Source organism: Bartonella sp. AP40SXNS, assembly GCF_042195825.1.
GTDB lineage: Bacteria > Pseudomonadota > Alphaproteobacteria > Rhizobiales > Rhizobiaceae > Bartonella.
Map to the genome: position 1 here is coordinate 110479 of NZ_JBHIPB010000003.1, position 19043 is coordinate 129521.

Annotated in this window: 17 protein-coding genes and 1 pseudogene; 14 read left to right on the plus strand and 4 right to left on the minus strand. The window is 39.0% G+C overall.

Annotated elements, in window-relative coordinates:
• Nucleotides 1-318 precede the first annotated feature (318 nt).
• The 3 genes from ACFILZ_RS03090 to ACFILZ_RS03100 form a co-directional block, all read right to left on the minus strand.
• Nucleotides 319-513 carry a hypothetical protein gene (locus ACFILZ_RS03090; protein ID WP_375610282.1) on the minus strand — a complete coding sequence of 65 codons (195 nt, stop codon included), beginning with the start codon at nt 511-513 and terminating at the stop codon, nt 319-321.
• A gap of 64 nt (nt 514-577) precedes the next feature.
• Nucleotides 578-1318 (minus strand): TIR domain-containing protein, encoded by a 741-nt coding sequence (locus ACFILZ_RS03095; protein WP_375610281.1) that lies wholly within the window; start codon nt 1316-1318, stop codon nt 578-580.
• Nucleotides 1319-1628: 310 nt separating this feature from the next.
• Nucleotides 1629-2291: a thiamine phosphate synthase gene (locus ACFILZ_RS03100; RefSeq protein ID WP_375610280.1), complete on the minus strand. Its 663-nt coding sequence runs from the start codon at nt 2289-2291 to the stop codon at nt 1629-1631.
• Between the two features lie 366 nt (nt 2292-2657).
• Here ACFILZ_RS03100 and ACFILZ_RS03105 point away from each other — a divergent pair, with 366 nt between their 5' ends.
• The 11 genes from ACFILZ_RS03105 to tolB all read left to right on the plus strand — a co-directional run bounded on the left by ACFILZ_RS03105 (nt 2658) and on the right by tolB (nt 15066).
• Nucleotides 2658-3800 carry an OpgC family protein gene (locus ACFILZ_RS03105; protein ID WP_375610279.1) on the plus strand — a complete coding sequence of 381 codons (1143 nt, stop codon included), beginning with the start codon at nt 2658-2660 and terminating at the stop codon, nt 3798-3800.
• Nucleotides 3801-3980: 180 nt separating this feature from the next.
• Nucleotides 3981-4499: a DUF1465 family protein gene (locus ACFILZ_RS03110; RefSeq protein ID WP_375610278.1), complete on the plus strand. Its 519-nt coding sequence runs from the start codon at nt 3981-3983 to the stop codon at nt 4497-4499.
• 1590 nt (nt 4500-6089) lie between these two features.
• Nucleotides 6090-6605 carry a crossover junction endodeoxyribonuclease RuvC gene (gene ruvC, locus ACFILZ_RS03115; RefSeq protein ID WP_375610277.1) on the plus strand — a complete coding sequence of 172 codons (516 nt, stop codon included), beginning with the start codon at nt 6090-6092 and terminating at the stop codon, nt 6603-6605.
• 13 nt (nt 6606-6618) lie between these two features.
• Nucleotides 6619-6771 (plus strand): OB-fold domain-containing protein, encoded by a 153-nt coding sequence (locus ACFILZ_RS03120; protein WP_375610276.1) that lies wholly within the window; start codon nt 6619-6621, stop codon nt 6769-6771.
• Entirely contained in the window at nt 6768-7382 is a 615-nt protein-coding gene (ruvA, locus tag ACFILZ_RS03125) for a Holliday junction branch migration protein RuvA (RefSeq protein WP_375610275.1), read from the plus strand. The genes ACFILZ_RS03120 and ruvA overlap by 4 nt, the downstream gene beginning before the upstream one ends.
• 13 nt (nt 7383-7395) lie before the next feature.
• A complete protein-coding gene (gene ruvB, locus ACFILZ_RS03130; protein WP_375610274.1) occupies nt 7396-8490 on the plus strand; it encodes a Holliday junction branch migration DNA helicase RuvB in 1095 nt (364 codons plus the stop codon).
• 234 nt (nt 8491-8724) lie between these two features.
• Complete coding sequence (gene ybgC / locus ACFILZ_RS03135) at nt 8725-9165, plus strand: tol-pal system-associated acyl-CoA thioesterase (RefSeq protein WP_375610273.1); 441 nt, start codon at nt 8725-8727, stop codon at nt 9163-9165.
• A gap of 1725 nt (nt 9166-10890) precedes the next feature.
• Nucleotides 10891-11604, plus strand: coding sequence for a protein TolQ (gene tolQ, locus ACFILZ_RS03140; RefSeq protein ID WP_375606538.1), 714 nt, complete (start codon nt 10891-10893; stop codon nt 11602-11604).
• A gap of 15 nt (nt 11605-11619) precedes the next feature.
• On the plus strand, nt 11620-12072 hold the full coding sequence (gene tolR, locus ACFILZ_RS03145) for a protein TolR (RefSeq protein WP_375606537.1): 453 nt from the start codon (nt 11620-11622) through the stop codon (nt 12070-12072).
• A 106-nt stretch (nt 12073-12178) separates the two neighbouring features.
• Nucleotides 12179-13708, plus strand: a complete 1530-nt coding sequence (locus ACFILZ_RS03150; RefSeq protein WP_375610272.1) for a cell envelope biogenesis protein TolA — start codon at nt 12179-12181, stop codon at nt 13706-13708.
• A gap of 32 nt (nt 13709-13740) precedes the next feature.
• Entirely contained in the window at nt 13741-15066 is a 1326-nt protein-coding gene (gene tolB / locus ACFILZ_RS03155; protein WP_375606535.1) for a Tol-Pal system beta propeller repeat protein TolB, read from the plus strand.
• Between the two features lie 1042 nt (nt 15067-16108).
• Here the strand turns inward: tolB and ACFILZ_RS03160 are convergent.
• Nucleotides 16109-16855 (minus strand): YebC/PmpR family DNA-binding transcriptional regulator, encoded by a 747-nt coding sequence (locus ACFILZ_RS03160; protein WP_375606534.1) that lies wholly within the window; start codon nt 16853-16855, stop codon nt 16109-16111.
• A gap of 367 nt (nt 16856-17222) precedes the next feature.
• Between ACFILZ_RS03160 and ACFILZ_RS03165 the strand changes: the two genes are divergently transcribed.
• The 3 genes and pseudogenes from ACFILZ_RS03165 to ACFILZ_RS03175 all read left to right on the plus strand — a co-directional run.
• Nucleotides 17223-17924, plus strand: coding sequence for a DUF1013 domain-containing protein (locus tag ACFILZ_RS03165; RefSeq protein WP_375610271.1), 702 nt, complete (start codon nt 17223-17225; stop codon nt 17922-17924).
• A gap of 204 nt (nt 17925-18128) precedes the next feature.
• Nucleotides 18129-18650, plus strand: coding sequence for a peptidoglycan-associated lipoprotein Pal (gene pal, locus ACFILZ_RS03170; RefSeq protein ID WP_375610270.1), 522 nt, complete (start codon nt 18129-18131; stop codon nt 18648-18650).
• A gap of 52 nt (nt 18651-18702) precedes the next feature.
• Nucleotides 18703-19043 (plus strand): annotated as a pseudogene (locus ACFILZ_RS03175) (tol-pal system protein); the annotation flags it as partial.

Here is a 19043-nt window from a genome sequence, read left to right on the forward strand (position 1 = left end):
CAATATTAAGATTTTGAGATTGCATTTTTCCCCGCCGGTTGCGAGCGCCCTCGCATGAGTATTCCGGGAGCTTGAAAATACTGAGTTCTAGTCAGCCTTTTTGCTTTTAGTGCTGAGAGCACCTGGACATAGCAAAAACTCCCGGAATTCCGGGATACCCACAAAGTGGGTTCATCTTTACGCTAGAACTTAGGGTTTTCAAGGCCCCTTTTGGTCGTTGCGTATGCGACCAAAACATCTTTTAATTCATAAAGTAATTTCAGGAAATTTACAATAAAAATAGTTTTTTACTTACAAAATTTGTTTTTTAATGAGAGGCTATCTGCCTCTTAAACTTTGCAAGTCCATCAAAATTATGACAACAGCTCCGCGTTTATCAAAGAGACTAAAATGATTTCTTTCACGGTAATGAATTGCTGTCCCTTCATTTAAATTTGCACAATTGCTTGCTGTTTGAAAAAGGGTGAGGGTAATCGTTTCTTTGAGCCTATAGGATGGGTGTGTCTGTGGCATGTGGTGGGGTGCCTTGTAGTTTTAGGCGCGCACTTAAAAAAATAAACATAAGCATTATTCAAATTTAATTTAATGCATGAGTAATTGCATTTGTATTAAAAGAGAAATCAGCTTCTTCTAAGCGCTTAATAAGTTTGGGGAATGTTTCTTTTACCTGTTCTTTAAAAGAAAGGTAGTAAACTCCACCAACATCTGAAAGCATTTCAATGCCTTCTTTTTGTAGAATAGCAATCCTCTCAAGAGGAAGTGCGGCAGCTAACATGCCCATTTCGAAAATAACGTTTTGTCGTGCACGGGGTTGAATTTTTTTTTCACCTTGAGATATAGCATAACCCATGTCATCATGCGTGAGGAGTACAATACCAAAACTTATAGAACTGTCACAAATTTCTTTTTTCAAAGTTTGAATGATGGTTACACCATTACCACTCGTATTTTGTAAAATGTATGGTTCCAAACCAAGCTTGAGAAGAGCATTTTCAAGGTCCTTTAAGGAATAACGATCATGACCGTGAACGATAAAGATTTTTTTACTTGAGGTATTGGAAGCAGTTTTTGAGGAAGCAATCGTTGATGTTTCTTCTATATGCTTTGCTAAATCTTCTGTTAGCTTTTGTTTTATGTTTTCTTTGCCTTGAACTTGAAGTTTTCCTGTGCTTTTAAACCAATTAATAGTGCCTCCTTTGGAGGTTTTGATCTGATATATTTCAGGGGAATCATGTTTTAGTAATTTACTTTCTATGATTTGATATCCACACTTGCAAATTATGTTTTTAAGATCTTCAAACGTTCCGCTATATCGCATTGTTATGTCCCCTGCATATTTGTATCGTCAGCTATTGGTATTCAGTACCAATATTGAAAATGACCATTTTCCCCAATCATAATGCTTTGTCTTTATAAGATTTTGAACTAGAAAGTTTTTATGATCCTTTTCTCTATATATTATGTCAAAAAAGATGCTAGCTTTTTCATCTCATTTGATTGAATTATTAAGCAGTTTTATTGAGTTTCGAGGTATCTTCTTTATCTGTTATTGTGTGTTCTATATAAGTAATATAGTGGTGAGTGTTCGGATTTGTATTAACGCTTTATTTATAAATTCTCCTCCTATATTACAAGGGGGTTTTCTCACATTTTTCTTGCATTGTTTTAAGCAGTATTAAGGGGTTGTCGTTCCCAAAAATGACTTCTTCTACAGCAATGAATTCACATCCAGTCTTTAAGGCTTCATCAAAGGTTGAAAAATCACTCCCCGCTTGCACAACAGCAGGGATTTCCATAATTTCTGCCCACCATGTTGCTAACTGGAGATTGCGGGGGTGCGCATGGGGTTTTTTATCAGCCCCTAATTTGCCAAAAAATAGATAATCAACACCTGTTTCCGCTGAAAGCATAGCACTATGGCGATTGCGTAAATTGCCAAAGCCTATGATTTTTTGTTCCTTTTGCTGATTTTTGAAGCTTTCAAGAGCGTTAAGATCATCTTCTATGTGCAATCCATCAGCCTTTATGCGCCCAGCAATGCGGCTGTCATCAGCGATGAGAAGGGCTGCGTCATGATGTTGAATATCTTCTGCGTAGGTTTGCGCTTGTTGTTGTAAAAAAGAGCTATCTTCTTTCAACTTTTCAGAATCATAGAGGATGACGCATGCAAAAGACTTTGTTTGCAAAATTTGCCGCAATAATGCGTGTGGGGTGTTGCGCCGAACATCAAGTGTTAAAATCAACTGAGGGAAAAGAGGTGGATCAATTGGTTTATTTTTTTGTTGTGTCATGTCAAATCCCTGTTTCTTAGAAAAAATAACGCTTAAAAATTAAAGTTTCATTCTATTATGCTTATTTGCGATGAAACTGACCACCATTTTCACCTAATTTAAAGGATTTGTGGGTGTGTGGAAGCCTGCTTATGAGAAATGAGAGTGTTTTTAAGCATAATATGTTGCCTTTTTGTTGTGATACACGTATGGACGCTTTTCGTTCTTTTGCCTTTAAAAAACTTTTGCCTTTTAAAAAATAAACGCTTAAAATGAAACTTGACACTTAAAAATTAAAATTTCATCCTGTTCATGCTTGTTGGCAATAAGGGTAAGCACCATTTTTATTGGGACTTCAAGGGGTTTGCAACGTGTGGGAGTCCACTTATGAAAGATGAGGGTGTTCGTGAGCATAATACTCAACTTTTTCACCGTGATACACGTATTGATGTTTTTCGTTCTTTAGCCTTATTGACAATTTTCATCAACCATATTCCCGGAACTCTCTATGAGTCTTTTACTCATAGAAATTTCGGTTTTTCTGATTGTGCAGAAATATTTGTTTTGCTTTCAGGGGTTTCATTGGGGTTAAGCTTTCATGGACGGTTACAGCAAAAATCCTTTGCTTTTATTATCCGAAAACTTTGGTACAGAGCTCTGCAGCTCTATGGTGCATACCTTTTTACGACTTTTGTCACGTTAAGCCTTTTTTTAGGGGCATTTTTCTTATGGCGAACAGAAAAACTTTTATCAATGAACAATGTAGGACTCTTTTTTAAAGAGCCTGTTATCGCATTTTTAAGTACCTTAAGCTTTGGGCACCAGTTGGGATATAATAATATTCTTCCTCTTTATATCGTTTTGATGTTTTTTGCGCCTTTTATCCTTTATTTGAGTTGTAAACAGACAAAATGGCTACTTTTGGGCTCCTTTACACTGTATCTTATCTGCGGATTTTATAAAATTGCTCCTCCTTCTTATCCTATAGAAGGAAAGTGGTTTTTAAATCCTTTGTCTTGGCAATTCTTATTTGTCATAGGATTGACCAGTACTTTAGCGCTTAAACAAGGAAAAAAAATCGCTTTTCAGTCTTTTTGGATTGTTTGTGCGGCAGCGTATCTCTTGTTGGCGCTGTTATGGGTTCGCTTAAACTGGTGGGGCATTTTGGGCTGGCTTGGCTGGTCTTCCCCGTTGATGAACTTTAATAAAACCTTTTTAAGCTTGCCACGTTTACTTCATGTTCTTGCATTAGCCTTTCTTATTCTTTCTTTGCCACATGTCAATAAATGGTTTTATGTCTCTCCAAAACATCCTTTAGCAATCTTAGGAAAACATAGTTTACCGGTCTTTGTAACGGGAACCATTTTTGCGATGTTTGGACAAATTATAAAAACAGTGATGACAGAAACGTTTTTTTCCGATAGCCTCTTAATGATAACGGGTATTGCTTTGCAATTTGGAGTCGCTTACTATTATGAAAAACGGCAATCTTGGCAGTGGTCCTTTTCAAGGAAAATGATCCGTTTATAAAAAACATTCCTATAGTGTTTGTTGGGCACGTTAACCTTAGTATAAAAAGTGCGTTGCGCAAAAAAATTAAAAGAGGTAGCAATTTAAAAAAAAAGCATTCTATACAGCAACAAAAGAAACTTTTTAATCCTCTGTTCGTTGAGAGGTATGATTTTGTGCTGATACTTGGAGTATAAAAGCGTGAGCGTACATAAACGTCCATATGATGAACCTATTATCATGATTGAGCATAATGCTTTTGAAAATGCTTTTAATCGTCTCTATGAAGAAACAATGACGCTGATTGAAAAAACCGCAGCATACATTGACTCAGAAGGGAAATTAGTGGCACGTTCCCTTTCGACAGAAGTTTCTGCAATCTATGCGAAAGAGGCTATGTATTTAAGTACACGACTTATGCAAATTGCCTCTCAACTCCTTCTACTTCGGGCAGAGCGCGAAGGGGAAATGTCATCAGAACAAATAAAAAAAGAAATTGTAAAAGTATCTCTTCATACACCGACATTGGAACTTGAAACCCCTCATTGGCAAGAACTGCCAGAAGTTTTTCGCCAATTTGTTGCTCATTCACTGCGTTTAGAAGCACGCATAAAGTATATGCGCTGTGGGTGTGAAACGACAGCCTCCCATGTCTTAGAAGACGATAATCCCGTAGGAAAACAAATCGAATTGCTAAAAACAGCCTTTAGGCGTTCTTAAAAAGTATTTCCTTGCTTTGTGCGAAGAGGAAATGTCATCAGAACAAATAAAAAAAGAAATTATAAAAGTGTCACTTCATACACCGACATTGGAACTTTTCCCTTTTATTGGCATGAATTGCCAGAAACTTTCCGTCAACCAGAAACTTTCCGTCAATTTGTTTCTCATTCATTGCGTTTAGAAGCGTGCATTTTTTTCATTTAGAGCGGCTGTAATTTAAGCGCTTTGGTCAATAAGCGGCCGCTGTATCTTGAACGATGATAATCCAGTGGAAAAATAAATCGAATTACTGAAAACAGCTTTTGGGCATTCTGAAAAAAATAGCTCCTTGCTTCTTTCTTGAGATATTTAGAACAGTATATCCATTTTTTACAACCAAAATTTCACAACGAAAACCAATCTAGAGTGCTTTTTTCTACCTAATTTCTATTTGAGCGTAGGAAATATCTTGAGTTTATAGCTGAGAGAGGGATAGGTATTGATTTCGAATTATGGCATGGAATAGGGTATGGTTGGTTTTGTGGGAAATCGACTTTTGTTGATTGCAGCTGGAACACTTTCTGTTGATCTATCGTGTGATTTTGTTTTGGCTCTGATAATGATCTGGCTCTAAGATAGAGCAGGGGCTACATCAATTTATTTATGGCTCTATAATTTATACCTATAAAGCCGCTGTAAAGTGTGTGTTAATGAGGATGATACACATTGTTACAGTTTTTGGGCTTCTTTTGTTTTGAATGGAAGTTATTTTCCCTCGTGTAAAATAAAATATCCAAAATAAAGTGCCATATAATGAATGTCCCATGGATTCCCTGTGCCCCCATACAATGTCCCTCTCTATGCAATGTCATTGTGGTGTGATGAGTATATTCAAAAACACCTCTCAGTTCTTATTCACATTCGTTGAGCCTCTCTCATTTTTATGCTTGCAAAGGAAAAAGCCGGCACTATCATCATCTTTGCCAGTCCCCAATGTTGCAACAGCCTTTGAAACTTGAGACAATTCATTAGAGGCATTTTTAGTCCTGTCTTGTACAGTTTCACTCTATACGGCAATCCCACGTTTCATATGTAAGCGAATGGTTTTGATTGATTCAAGATAAACAGATTTGTAATGAGAAAATCTTAGGATATTCGGGATTCTTATGCAACATACAAAATAATTAATTATCTTTATAAATCAATGTGTTGAGTTATTGTGGTGGCGTCATGCTATAATGTAAAAAGTTTTCGTAAAGTGTGTACTATCCATTGCATAGCCTCTTTACACATTATGAATGTACAATCCAGAATTCTCTATTTGCTCGCTTGCGATGTTTAACCGTTATGGCATTGGATATGACCATAGAAAGGGAATTTTTATGCTTTAGAGGGTGCTTGCTTGTGATGTGTGAATGGTTTTGATTGATTTCAGTTATGCTTCATAAAGTATGTACCATAAAGATGCTGTTCGTTGCGTGTTATAATTGTATAAATTTGGAGGTATGATTATCTTTTTACTGGTTTTGTCTTGGGTTGCTGTTTTCTTTGTGGTCTTGTCTTTATTCGCATCTTTATTCACAAGGGGGAAAAGTGTATAGACTGTAGTTTATGGCAGAGACGATTCGTATTATAGGCATTGATCCCGGATTACGGCGTACAGGGTGGGGCGTTATCGATGTTGCAGGTAATCGTCTTCAGTTTATTGCAGCAGGGACGGTTTCTTCTAATGCACAGTGTGATCTGGCTTCCAGACTCTGTCAGATCCACAAAGGTCTTTCAGAGGTTGTGCATCAATTTATGCCCCATGAAGCCGCTGTAGAACATGTGTTTGTCAACAAAGATGCTACAGCAACTTTAAAACTTGGGCAAGCGCGTGCGATTGCGCTGCTGGTTCCTGCGCAAGCAAACCTTCCTGTTTTTGAATATGCCCCCAACAAAGTGAAAAAATCGGTTATTGGGGTTGGACATGGGGCTAAAGAACAAATCCATATGATGGTCAAAGTTCTCCTCCCACGGGCTGAATTTGATAGCAGTGATGCGGCTGATGCTCTTGCTCTTGCTCTTTGTCATAGTATGCACCGTAACAGTATTGACCGGTCTTATCAGGCAAGGATGGCGATATGAGTGGGGTGGAAGCATGATTGGTACATTAAAGGGCACTCTTGAACATATCTTTGATGATCATATTCTTCTTGATGTTTATGGTGTGAGTTATGTTGTTTTTGTGTTGAATTGGTGTATGCATTATCAGAGTATTGACCAATCTTATCAGGCAAGGATGGCAACATGATTGGCAAATTAAAGGGCACCCTTGAACATATCTTTGATGATCATATTCTTCTTGATGTTCATGGTGTGAGTTATGTTGTTTTTGTGTCAAATCGTCTGCGTCCTTCTTTACCCTCTGTTGGGGAGGCGTTAAGCCTTTTTATTGAAACGCATGTTCGTGAAGAAGCAATTCGCCTTTTTGGTTTTGCTACAAGAGCTGAACAGGAGTGGTTTTGTCTTCTACAAAATGTTCCTGGAGTAGGGGCAAAGGTTGCTTTGGCAATCTTGGGGACTTTATCGCCAGATGAACTTGCTCAGGCTATCGCTTTAAATGATGTTGCGATGATTAGTCGAGCGCCGGGCGTTGGTAAAAAAGTCAGTGAAAGGATTGTGGGTGAACTGAAAAGTAAAACACTTCCCTTTGAACAAGCTGTCAAAACTATTTCGGTTCCTCAGCGTGAGATGACCAATCAACCTGCGCATGATGCGCTTTCCGCGTTGATGAAGCTAGGGTTTGAACGGGAGCAAGCATCTCGTGCTCTTGCTCTTGCAATGAACGCTCTTGAGGGGGAAACTGTTTCTTCTGCCCTGCTGATCCGCCATAGTCTCAAATTGCTTTCTTCTCCTACTTAAAATTAAGGTAACAATGCATAAAGATGAAGATCAACGCCTTCTGGGTTCCGCCCCCCTTCCTAACGATCCAGATCGTTCCTTGAGGCCACAAGTTCTCGATGACTTTATTGGTCAAGAAGCGGCACGGGCTAATTTAAAAATATTTATTGAAGCAGCAAAAACACGGCAAGAAGCGCTGGATCATGTTTTGTTTGTAGGACCACCGGGGTTGGGAAAAACAACGCTTTCACAGATTATGGCAAAAGAATTAGGCGTTAATTTTCGCTCTACTTCAGGGCCGGTCATTGCTAAAGCAGGAGATTTAGCAGCCCTCTTGACCAATCTCGAAGAACGTGATGTCTTGTTTATTGATGAAATTCATCGCTTAAATCCAGCAATTGAGGAAATTCTGTACCCAGCAATGGAAGATTATCAACTTGATCTTATCATTGGTGAGGGGCCTGCTGCCCGCTCGGTTAAAATTGATCTGGCTAAATTTACTTTGGTGGCGGCAACTACACGTTTGGGACTTTTAACCACACCGCTGAGAGATCGTTTTGGAATCCCAATTCGTCTCAATTTTTATACGATAGAAGAATTGGAATATATTGTGCAGCGTAATGCACGACTTTTTGCCGTCAAGATCAGTGATGATGGAGCCCATGAAATTGCACGCAGAGCACGCGGGACGCCTCGCATTGCTGGACGCCTTTTACGGCGCGTTTGTGATTTTGCTTTGGTTAAACAGGCAAAACAAATTGACCAAAAAATCGCCGATGAAGCGCTTTCGCGCCTTGAGGTCGATTATCTTGGTCTTGATCCGCTTGATCGTCGCTATTTGCTCCTGATTGCGGAAACTTTTTTAGGGGGTCCGGTGGGGATTGAAACGATTGCTGCTGCTTTATCAGAACCACGCGATGCCATTGAAGATATTGTTGAACCCTATTTGCTCCAACAAGGGTTTATTCAAAGAACCGCTCGTGGACGTATTCTGAGTGAAAAGGCTTGGAGCCATTTAGGGCTTTCTGCTCCAGCCTCTACAACGTCTATACAAAGGCGTTCTCAACTTTCTGATGCTCAAGACAATTCATCACTTCAGACGACTTTATGGGATGGAGAAGATGACTAAGTCATTCGCTTTTTAAAAAATAAGACATTTTCTTTAAAAAAATTGCGTGAATATTGTATCGCAAGGTTATAAATACAAGAAATGTGCTTGTTTTAGCAGTTTCTGACCAAAAAGATTTGGAAAGATTGAGGATTTTGTGCTTTTGCTTTTCATAACATCAACACAAAAATGTGTTCAATCTTTTGATCTATAAATAATTTGCTCTATTCAATGATTTTATGGGACGTGAAGTAGATGACAGAAGTGACTCCTTTCAAGAGAAATCATACAAGTGCTTTTCATAATTTTCAGGTCCGCGTTTATGTTGCGGATACAGATTTTTCCGGTGTAGTTTATCATGCGCGTTATCTTGAGTTTTTTGAACGAGGACGTTCAGAGTTTTTACGGGATACCGGTTTTAATAATAAGATGTTAGCAGCAGGGGGTGAGGGGGAAAAATTGTTTTTTGTTGTTCGTCATATGGAAATTAATTTTTCAAGACCCGCTAAAATTGATCATCTTTTAGTCGTTAAAACACGTGTTAATCATATCCAAGGGGCACGCTTTTTTATGGAGCAATCTATTTTGCATGAGGCGACTACGTTGGTAACAGCCAAAGTTGAAATTGCTCTGATTAATGAGGAGGCAAAACCGCGACGTTTACCCAAAGAACTTTTTGCAAAAATGCTTGGTTAAAAGTGTTATTCATTGAATTAGCAGTTTCAGGAGAGATCAGCAGATATAAAGTAATCTATAATCTAAGACTATACATTTATCATAGCCTAGATGTTTTCTAACAAGGTTACACGATACAGCAAAAGAAAGCACCTCTGCTACAATAACTACAATAAATTGAAGATGATATCCCACAAAATTAAACACACCTCATCCATGTTATGATTCAAAAACAATGTCATATCATCCATTTTCTTCTATAAACTCAAGATATTTTCTTTTTTTTGAAGAAAGGTTTGTTGGCATCGGAAAGCAGCGAAAAAGTACAAAATATAAAAAGAAATAAAAATGGATTAAGATTTATTTTTATAAAAATGCACATACCCAGCACCATATTGCAATAAAGTGATAATAAGCTATTAGGTCGAAAACTGTCTCAAAACACCCAAAGGGTGTTTTTAAGCAATTTGATTTGTTTTTTTACTGGATTGTCATTTGGCATCACAAGAGCGCGTGTTTCATCCATTTCTATCCATCATGCATGACTTTATGTGCGCTTCTAAGCGTAGTGAATGAGTGAGAGATCAATGTATACAAAGCAGAAATGCATTTTTGCATTTAAAGTTTCAACAGCATATTATTCTATATAATGTATTGACTTAGAAAGATAAATTATCACTTATCATGGGCACAAACCCTAATAGGAATAGAATAAAATACTTTCATTTCAAATCTGTTCATGTTGAAACAATTAAAATCATTTGCTTACACATCATAAGAGAACAATATAAATCATTGAAAAAATTGTAAAAATGTTCCTTATGGATCATTCGCAATGCAATAACGATCAAATATCGCAAGTGAGCAAAGAGAGCGAAGAAGCCGGTTTTGATGAAGTAAAAATGTGAAAAGGCTTTTTTCATGTCACAGAAGCTTGTACGTTATACCATGGTGCCAGAGAGATGATAGGCATTGAAAGGGGCTAATTCACAATACAGTGAGATTACATGAGACTTACACTAGATTACATAGGACGTCGGGGGTGCATGGGTGAGGCGCATTGTTGTGAGGTGTTGTAGGGTGGTTTATTGTCGTTTTTTGTGCCCGATGGTGTACCCCGTATTCAATTCGATGGAAAATGAGAGAAATAATAGCCTGAGGCAAAGCGTCATCTTTTATGATGATAACATATTTATTTACAATGATAATTCATTGCGTTGTCACTTTCAGATAATTCTGAAACTTGTAAAATTTTTTCTTTTCAAGCTCTATTGCCGCGAATTAATAAAAAACATTTTCTTACATGTCACAAGCGGAGTTGGTGAGTGGACACAAAAACACTTAAGAAAGAAATAAAATACCTCTTACGAATCTTTTCAAGTGCTAAGACTTATCGCTGTATTTTAAGCTGGAAACGCGTATGATGATTTAGCGTTCTTTTCATAAGCGTAAAGATGGTGGTGCATAATAGATTTAATATCATGCATTTTTATATCTTTTATTTTTATAGCATTTATGGAGAAGCCCTGATCGTTATATTTTTCATAAATGCTGTTGTGAAATGAGGGGGATGTGCATTGAGGGATATTTCTCGTCATCACTTTTTAAGGAAAGTTAAGAAACAAGTCTTGTTTTAGCGCATGGATTTATGTGAGACTAGAGTCTTTACTTAAATTTAGAAAATATAAAATAATCTGTTTTATAAAATTTAAAAAAATGCATCTTTCATTTAGAGGGACAAAAATTATGCCGCATGGTGAACTAACGAATCCAGAAACAATTGGAATGTTGCATTTGTTTATGCAAGCGAGTTGGATCGTGAAAGGTGTTATGATCGGATTGCTGCTCGCTTCCATCTGGAGTTGGGCAATTATTTTTGATAAAATTTTTACGTATCGGAGAATACGGCGTGAAATAAAGCAGTTTGAACGCACATTTTGGTCTGGCAAAGCGCTAGAAGATCTTTATGCATCATGTAAAAGTCAACGTACCAATAGTATATCCGCAGTTTTTATGGCAGCAATGGTTGAATGGAAAAAATCTCTTGAAAAAGGGACCCATACATCGAAAAGTTTGCAGAGCAGAATTGATAAGGCTATGGATTTGACGCTGGGACGTGAAAGTGAAAAAATAGAATCAAAATTAAGTTTTCTTGCGACACTGGGGTCTGCGGGACCTTTTATCGGACTTTTTGGAACAGTTATTGGTATTATGGAGTCTTTTCTTTCTATTTCAGCTTCTCAAAATACATCACTTGCCATTGTCGCGCCAGGGATTGCAGAAGCGCTTTTGGCAACCGCTATTGGTTTGTTTGCAGCAATTCCAGCTGTTATTGCTTATAACAAGTTGACTCATGAAAGTGCGCGCATCATTGCACAAATAGAAAATTTTGCTGATGAATTTTCAACAATTGTATCGCGGCGTATTGATGAAACACGCACAGCACCTTCCTCTTTATAAAAAGGATCTTATCCTATGGGCGTTTCTGTTGCTTCTTCTTCTCGCAAAAATACACGTAGGCGGCATCATTCACGAAGCCAACTGATGAGTGAGATCAATGTCACTCCTTTTGTGGATGTCATGCTGGTCTTGTTGATTATTTTTATGGTCTCTGCCCCCCTTTTAGTGAACGGTGTTCCTCTAGATTTGCCTCGTAGTCAAGCGGGTCCCGTACGAGCTCAAAAAACACCTCTTACGGTTTCACTTGATGCGCAAGGGCGCTTTGCCATTAATCAAGATTATTATGAAACGTCGCAGGCCCTGATTACACACCTGAAAACTCTTCTGGAAGCAGATGCTACACAAAAAGATCAACGGGTTTTTGTGCGTGTTGCTAAAACTGTTGAATATCAACAAGTATTAAAACTGCTGGCGGATATTCAAAAAACGGGGTTTTCTCAAGTTGCGTTAGCAAGTTTAGCACAATAAATAATAAGTAATAAAATTGCGTATAACCGGTTGTTCTTAATTTTTTTTAAAAGAGCATAGAGTGATTAAAAATGAAAAAATGTAAGGCGTAAATAAGGCATAAAGAATGAACAAAGACTCTTATCATAGTATGAAACGAGGCTTGGCTTTATCCCTTGTGGTCCATGTCATTTTTCTCAGTTGGGGAGCTATTCAGTTTACAAGCTCTGTCTCTTTACCACAACCATTGGAAGCAATTCCCATTACTCTTGCTCCTTTGGTGGACGAGTTTTCTTCTCAACAAGGAGCCGTGAAGGCTCCTATCCGCGCAATCCCTGCCGTAAAACCAACTATGCAACCACAAGAGAAAGAAGATGCACGCCATATTGGAGAGGGACAAATAGATAGTCTTGCACCATTTCAACCAAAGGAAAAGCTGCGTCCCGTTGAAACAGCATCGTCACCATCAAGCGAGAACACGTCAGAAACATTTGCACCAGAACTTACAAAACCAGAATTATTAGAAGCAAAAACAGAAGAGATTTCAAAAGAACCAGAGAATGAGCTCAAGGTTGCGTCTGAGATATCTTTGAAAGTACCGGAAGATGCGCCAAAGCTTGCACCTGAGATACCTTTGAAAGTACCGGAAGATGCGCCTAAGGTTGTGCCTGAGATGCCTGTGAGAGTACCGGAAGATGCGCCTAAGGTTGTGTCTGAGATGCCTGTGAGAGTACCGGAAGATGCGCCTAAGGTTGTGCCTGAGATGCCTGTGAGAGTACCGGAAGATGAGCCCAAGGTTGCACCTGAGATACCTTTGAAAGTACCGGAAGATGAGCCTAAGATTGCGCCTGAGATGCCTGTAAGAGTACCGGAAGATGAGCCTAAGGTTGCACCTGAGATGCCTGTAAGAGTACCGGAAGATGCGCCAAAGCTTGCACCTGAGATGCCTGTAAGAGTGCCGGAGGATGCACCCGAGACTGCGCTTAAGCCTTTGCACAAAAATGAAGAGATGGTATCGCCAAAAGAATTGACTCCAACGGTACAAAAAGTACCGGCAGAGCAGGTGGTTCATCAAGTTCCCAAAATTGTGCTTCCAGAAAAAATTCTTCTTCCACAGTTGAAACCAAAATTTGACGAAGAATCTACAATGAAAAATAAGGCGGCATTGAATCAAAATACGCCAAAGCTTAGCAAGAAACACCAAGAGAAACAGACCATTGAAGATATTCTGGCCATGGAGGAAAATAATTTGCTCAATCGTGCGCGGTCACAAGGAGGAGGAGCAAAACGTTCTCATACACCAGAAGCTTTGGGTGCAAGAAAAAATATTAATGATACCACAAAAATGGCACAAACATTGGTCAATATTGTTGGGGGGTGTATTCAACAGAAGCTTAAACTTGTAGCGCTTGGTGGCGATTTAAAGAACCGTCCGGTCGTGCGGTTGCGATTTTATTTGGACCGTGAAGGAATGGTTGTGGGTGATCCTATCATTGATCCTGTAAGCGGTCTTGAGAGTCAACAAGCTATTATGATAAGGCAGGTATACGCGGCTGTTTTTTCATGCCAACCTTATGCAGATCTCCCACGTGATCAATATGGCCTGTGGGGGCAAGGTTTTGACTTTAATGTTGATCCCCTCCAAGAAATAAGATGATAAAAAAATCGCTTAACGAAAGGACGCATTCCATGATGACTATAACGAGATATAAAGTTTTTGCTTGGTTTATTGTCACTTGTGGGTTGTGGCTTTCAAATATTTCATTGGTTTATGCGCAATTGAAAGGGACGATTTCAAGCGCTGATTTTAATCCCATTCCCATTGCAATTACAGACTTTATTTCCAATGATTCGATTGGATCTAAAATAACGGCTGTGGTGACAGCCGATCTGGAACGGTCGGGGCTTTTTTTACCGCTTGATAAAGCAAATTTTGTTGAAAACACTTCTAGTCCTAATAAACAACCGCATTTTGCTTATTGGCAGAAAATAAAAGCGCAAGGTTTGGTGACGGGGCAAGTCATGAGAGAAATCGATGGACGATTGAGAGTCGATTTTCGTTTATGGGATGTTTTTGGAGAGCGACAACTGAAAGGACGGCGTTTTTATACCGCGACAGAACGGTGGCGGCGTGTGGCCCATATAATTGCAGATGAGATCTATAGTGAGATGACAGGAGAAAGTGGTTATTTTGATACAAGAATTGTTTTTATCGATGAAACAGGACCTCAAAATGCACGCATTAAACGCTTAGCCATGATGGATCAAGATGGAGCAAATTTGATTTATATGTCCGATGGAAGTGAATTGGTGCTTACACCGCGTTTTTCCCCAAAAAGACAAGAATTGACCTATATGGCTTATGAGGAAAATCAAGTACCTCATGTTTATCTCCAACAAATTGAAATGGGGCAAAGAGAGTTGATTGGAACGTTTAATAACATGACAATTGCTCCGCGTTTTTCTTCTGATGGACAAAAAGTCATCATGAGTTTGTTACAAAATGATGGGAGTGCCAATCTTTACACCATGGATTTACGAACCCGTACGATGACGCGACTTACAACAACTTCTGCTATTGATACTTCTGCTTCTTATTCACCGGATGGCAAACAAATTGTTTTTTCTTCAGATCGTAGCGGAAAGCCGCAAATCTATAAAATGAATGCAGATGGGAGTGATATTCAACGTATTTCTTCAAACGAGGGGAGTTATTCAACACCTATTTGGTCTCCACGGGGTGACTATATCGCCTTTACAAAACAATTAAGCGGACAATTTTCTATCGGTGTTATGCGCCCAGATGGACAAGGAGAACGAATTTTAACCACGGGTTTTCATAATGAAGGACCAACGTGGGCCCCCAATGGTCGTGTGCTGATGTTCTTTCGCAAAAATCCCGGTATGGGACCAAAAATCTATACGATTGACATTACCGGACGCAATGAACGACAACTCCCTACACCCAATGATGCTTCGGATCCAGCATGGTCGCCATTGCTCAATATACAGTAAAACAAAATGCTTAAAAACAGAATATAGAAGGAATACAGTCTCAATAGTTTTTAATTATTTAAAAGCAGGAATTGGTTATAGTGGGCATGGGGATTTATGTAGATTTCATCTATCATCTACGGTTGTTGATCGATAATGGAATTTCCTTGGGGGAAAATGCTTAAAAAATTCAAAACAATACCTTGAAAAAATAGAGTCGAAAATTCTGAAGTCTCTAGATTTCAACTTTTTATTAAAAGTGTCGCTATATATATTTTTTTAAACTTCCTCTTCAATTTTGTTTGTGAAGAATTTGGTCTTGTCAGGGGGCTGTTGCTCTCTGATGTATTTTATTCGAGTACGCGGTTGTTTTAGGTCTGAATATTGATTGATCGGTAAGAGCAAAAGGACAGATTTTAAGATAAATGACGTTATTTTAAAAACATACGATGTCATAAAGTTAATGCCATAAAGTCAAAAATTTATCCGCAACAGATTAGAGAGATGTACTGGCTTTTTGTACAATACTTTGCTAAACAATCAGCTCTGGCTTTCCATTTGCTTATTTTTATTCTGTGATGTTGTAAAAACACTGCCCTTTGAGGTGTGGGGATATAGGACGTATAAACCTTCTTGATATATTCTAAGTGTTTTTAAGTGTGTGGCGAATATTTAGGGGAGTGCATGTTTGTTGAGTCTTAAGTTTAAAGTGAATTTCATGGGTGCTTCGTCATAGGAATACGTTAAGAAAATTCGAATTTTTTACAGGCTAGATCATTTTCATCACTTGAAGGCGGGGAGGTTAATCTTAAAGAACAACAAGATCGAATAGAGAGGAATATAGGGATAATCTTTTGGGCATGTAAGAAAGGCGTGAGACTACAGAGTTTTGTGTATGCTTTTCTTTTTGGGATTATGTTTTCTGGAATTGATTGTGGTTTCTTGTTGTACAGACAGATTTTCCCCGCTATTGACGCGGGGCTTTTATTGTGCGGATAGGAGGGGTGACAAATGCTTTTGAAGCCCTCATGAATGAAGAGAGGGCTTGTGCAAATGATGGAAATTATACAGATAATTTTGCCAAAATCTCATCGCTGATATCAAAATTGGCATAAACATTTTGCACATCATCATCTTCTTCTAATGTTGAAATCAGTCGTAAAACAGATAAAGCTTTTTCTTCATCTATTGGTGCAAGGGTGGTGGCTTTCCAAATTGTTTTAATCGATTCTGCTTCACCAAGTTTTGCTTCAAGCATTTTTGAAACTTCACCAATATCTTCAAATGCACAGGTAATATGATGTCCGGTTTCTTCTGATTGTACATCTTCAGCACCGGCTTCAATTGCTGCATCCATGATGTTATCGGCTGTTCCTGCTTCTGGCTTATAGATTATTTCACCAATCCGATTAAACATGAAACTTACAGAACCTGTTTCCCCTAAGGCTCCTCCTGATTTTGTGAAGGCGGCGCGCACATTTGAAGCAGTGCGGTTGCGGTTATCGGTTAAAGCTTCAACAATGACGGCAACGCCGCCTGGCCCATAGCCTTCATAGCGCACTTCATCATAATTTTCGACATCGGTGCCTGACGCTTTTTTAATTGCGCGTTCAATATTATCTTTCGGCATCGATTGTGCTTTGGCATTTTGAACAGCCAGCCTTAAACGTGGATTCATGGCTGGATCAGGAGCACCTTGTTTTGCTGCTACGGTAATTTCGCGCGCAAGCTTAGAAAATATTTTCGAGCGCATAGCATCTTGACGCCCTTTACGGTGCATAATATTTTTAAATTGTGAATGGCCTGCCATAGTTTTCCTTCCTGTTTGAGGGCTTTCTTTCCAGTTGGACACTTTTTAGAATTTAAGGCGATAAAGCTCGCATCCCACCAGAATAAATGTGCCACAGCATGAGGTGAAATAATCGAATAAACCCTTTATAAGAAAATTCATCTTAAAGGTAAAGAGACCTTAGTTGAGGATCATTACAAGAGAGATCTCTTGTCGTTGAGCAAAAATAACGCTATAACAGAATGTAATTTCATAGCAAAATGGTTTATTCCATGCCGCGCTTTGTTTTAGGAGTGGTTGGAGAGACCTAAGCATATAAAAAGTTCCAGTGCTCTTGAGTGGGCGGTAACCTGCCTCATAGAAGAGGCGCAGAAGAGGATTTATAAAAATGGCAACGCAACTTTTGATGCCCAAAGCAACAGCTGTTTGGTTGGTTGATAATACAGCTCTTTCTTTTGATCAGATTGCAGAATTTTGTAAATTGCATGTCTTGGAAGTAAAAGCTATTGCCGATGGTGATGCGGCTTATGGTATTAAAGGTTTAGATCCGATTAGTTCTGGGCAATTGACGCGCAGTGAAATTGCACGGGTGGAGGCTGATCAAAACGCACGCTTGAAAATTTCTCAATCGAGGGTGCATATTCCTGAAAAAAAACGTAAAGGGGCGCGCTATATCCCTCTTTCTCGACGCCAAGATCGTCCCAATGGTATCCTATGGTTGGTGACGAACCATCCCGAGTTGAAAGATGCACAAATTGCACGGTTGATTGGGACAACAAAAGCGACAATTGAACAAATCCGCCTTAGAACCCATTGGAATAGTGCGAATTTGGTTCCTCTTGATCCTGTAGGGCTTGGTTTGTGTTCGCAAATCGATTTAGATTTTGAGCTCCAGCGTGCGGCGAAAAATCGCCCTGTTGCTGCAGAAGAAGATAGGTCGTTGCTTCCCGCTTCTGTGACGGAAAACGCTGCTCTAGAGGAAAATGAGAGTGAAGAAAATCTGCATAAGACTTTTGACGCTGATAAAGTTTTTGCAAAGCTGAACGCGCTGCAAAAAAATCGTCAAGATCAAGATCAAGATGATGCATAAAAAGCCATGACGCATAAGGGAAACATTTCTTATGGAAATGTTAGAGGAATGGCCAAAGAGAAGAAAAATTGGCAGAGACTCAAAAGTAAAAATGAGGACGAAAAAAAACAGAAAAAATTTCGTCTTCATTAGGAATTAACGGTTATTCTTAAAAATATTTTTAAGAATTGACCCTTCTTTACGAAATTCAAGGAGAAACGGACTATGCGCTCTACCAAAAAAAACATCTCTCATTCCTTAGCTATCCTCTTTCTTTTCTCACTATGCTTGGGTGGGTGTGGCAAAAAAAATGTTGGTGCACTTAACGGTATGAATGGCGCTTATATGAATGATGCTGGTTTGAATCAGGTGTCACCAGGCTCAGGACAAGAATTTACGGTTAATGTGGGTGATCGCGTGTTTTTTGGTCTCGATTCTTCTTCACTTGATGCTAATGCTGAACGTGTTTTAACGCGCCAAGCAGAATGGTTGCTTCATTATCCTTATTATTCTATTATGATCGAAGGTCATGCTGATGAGAGGGGAACACGTGAATATAACTTGGCACTTGGACAGCGCCGTGCTGTTGCTGTGCGAAACTATTTGGTGTCTCTAGGTGTGTCTGCACAACGGATTCAGACAATTTCTTACGGAAAAGAAAGACCTGTAGCAGTATGTGATGATATTTCCTGTTGGAATCAAAATCGACGTGCTGTGACAACGTTGAATGACATGAATAGTCATTAAAAAGAAGATTGTTTGTTTCAACTATTCAATAAGCTCTTAAGGGGAGAAAAGAATGTATCGTAAAATCAATTGGAAAACACTCTTTTATATGGGGGTTTTTATAGCTTGTTCTACTTCACTTGTTCAAAGTGCAGCACGAAAGGCTTCCGAATATCCTGCACATGATACGGATAAAGTTGATGCAGTTGATAAGGCAACTGATGACGTGAAAGAAGCACCTGAAGCAGCCGATAAAGCAGCATCTGATGTGATAGAAAAAGCCACTGACGCCGTTAATAAGGCTGTTGATGCAGTGAAAGAAGCACCTGAAGCAGCCGATAAAGCAGCATCTGATGTGATAGAAAAAGCCACTGACGCCGTTAATAAGGCTGTTGATGCAGTGAAAGAAGCACC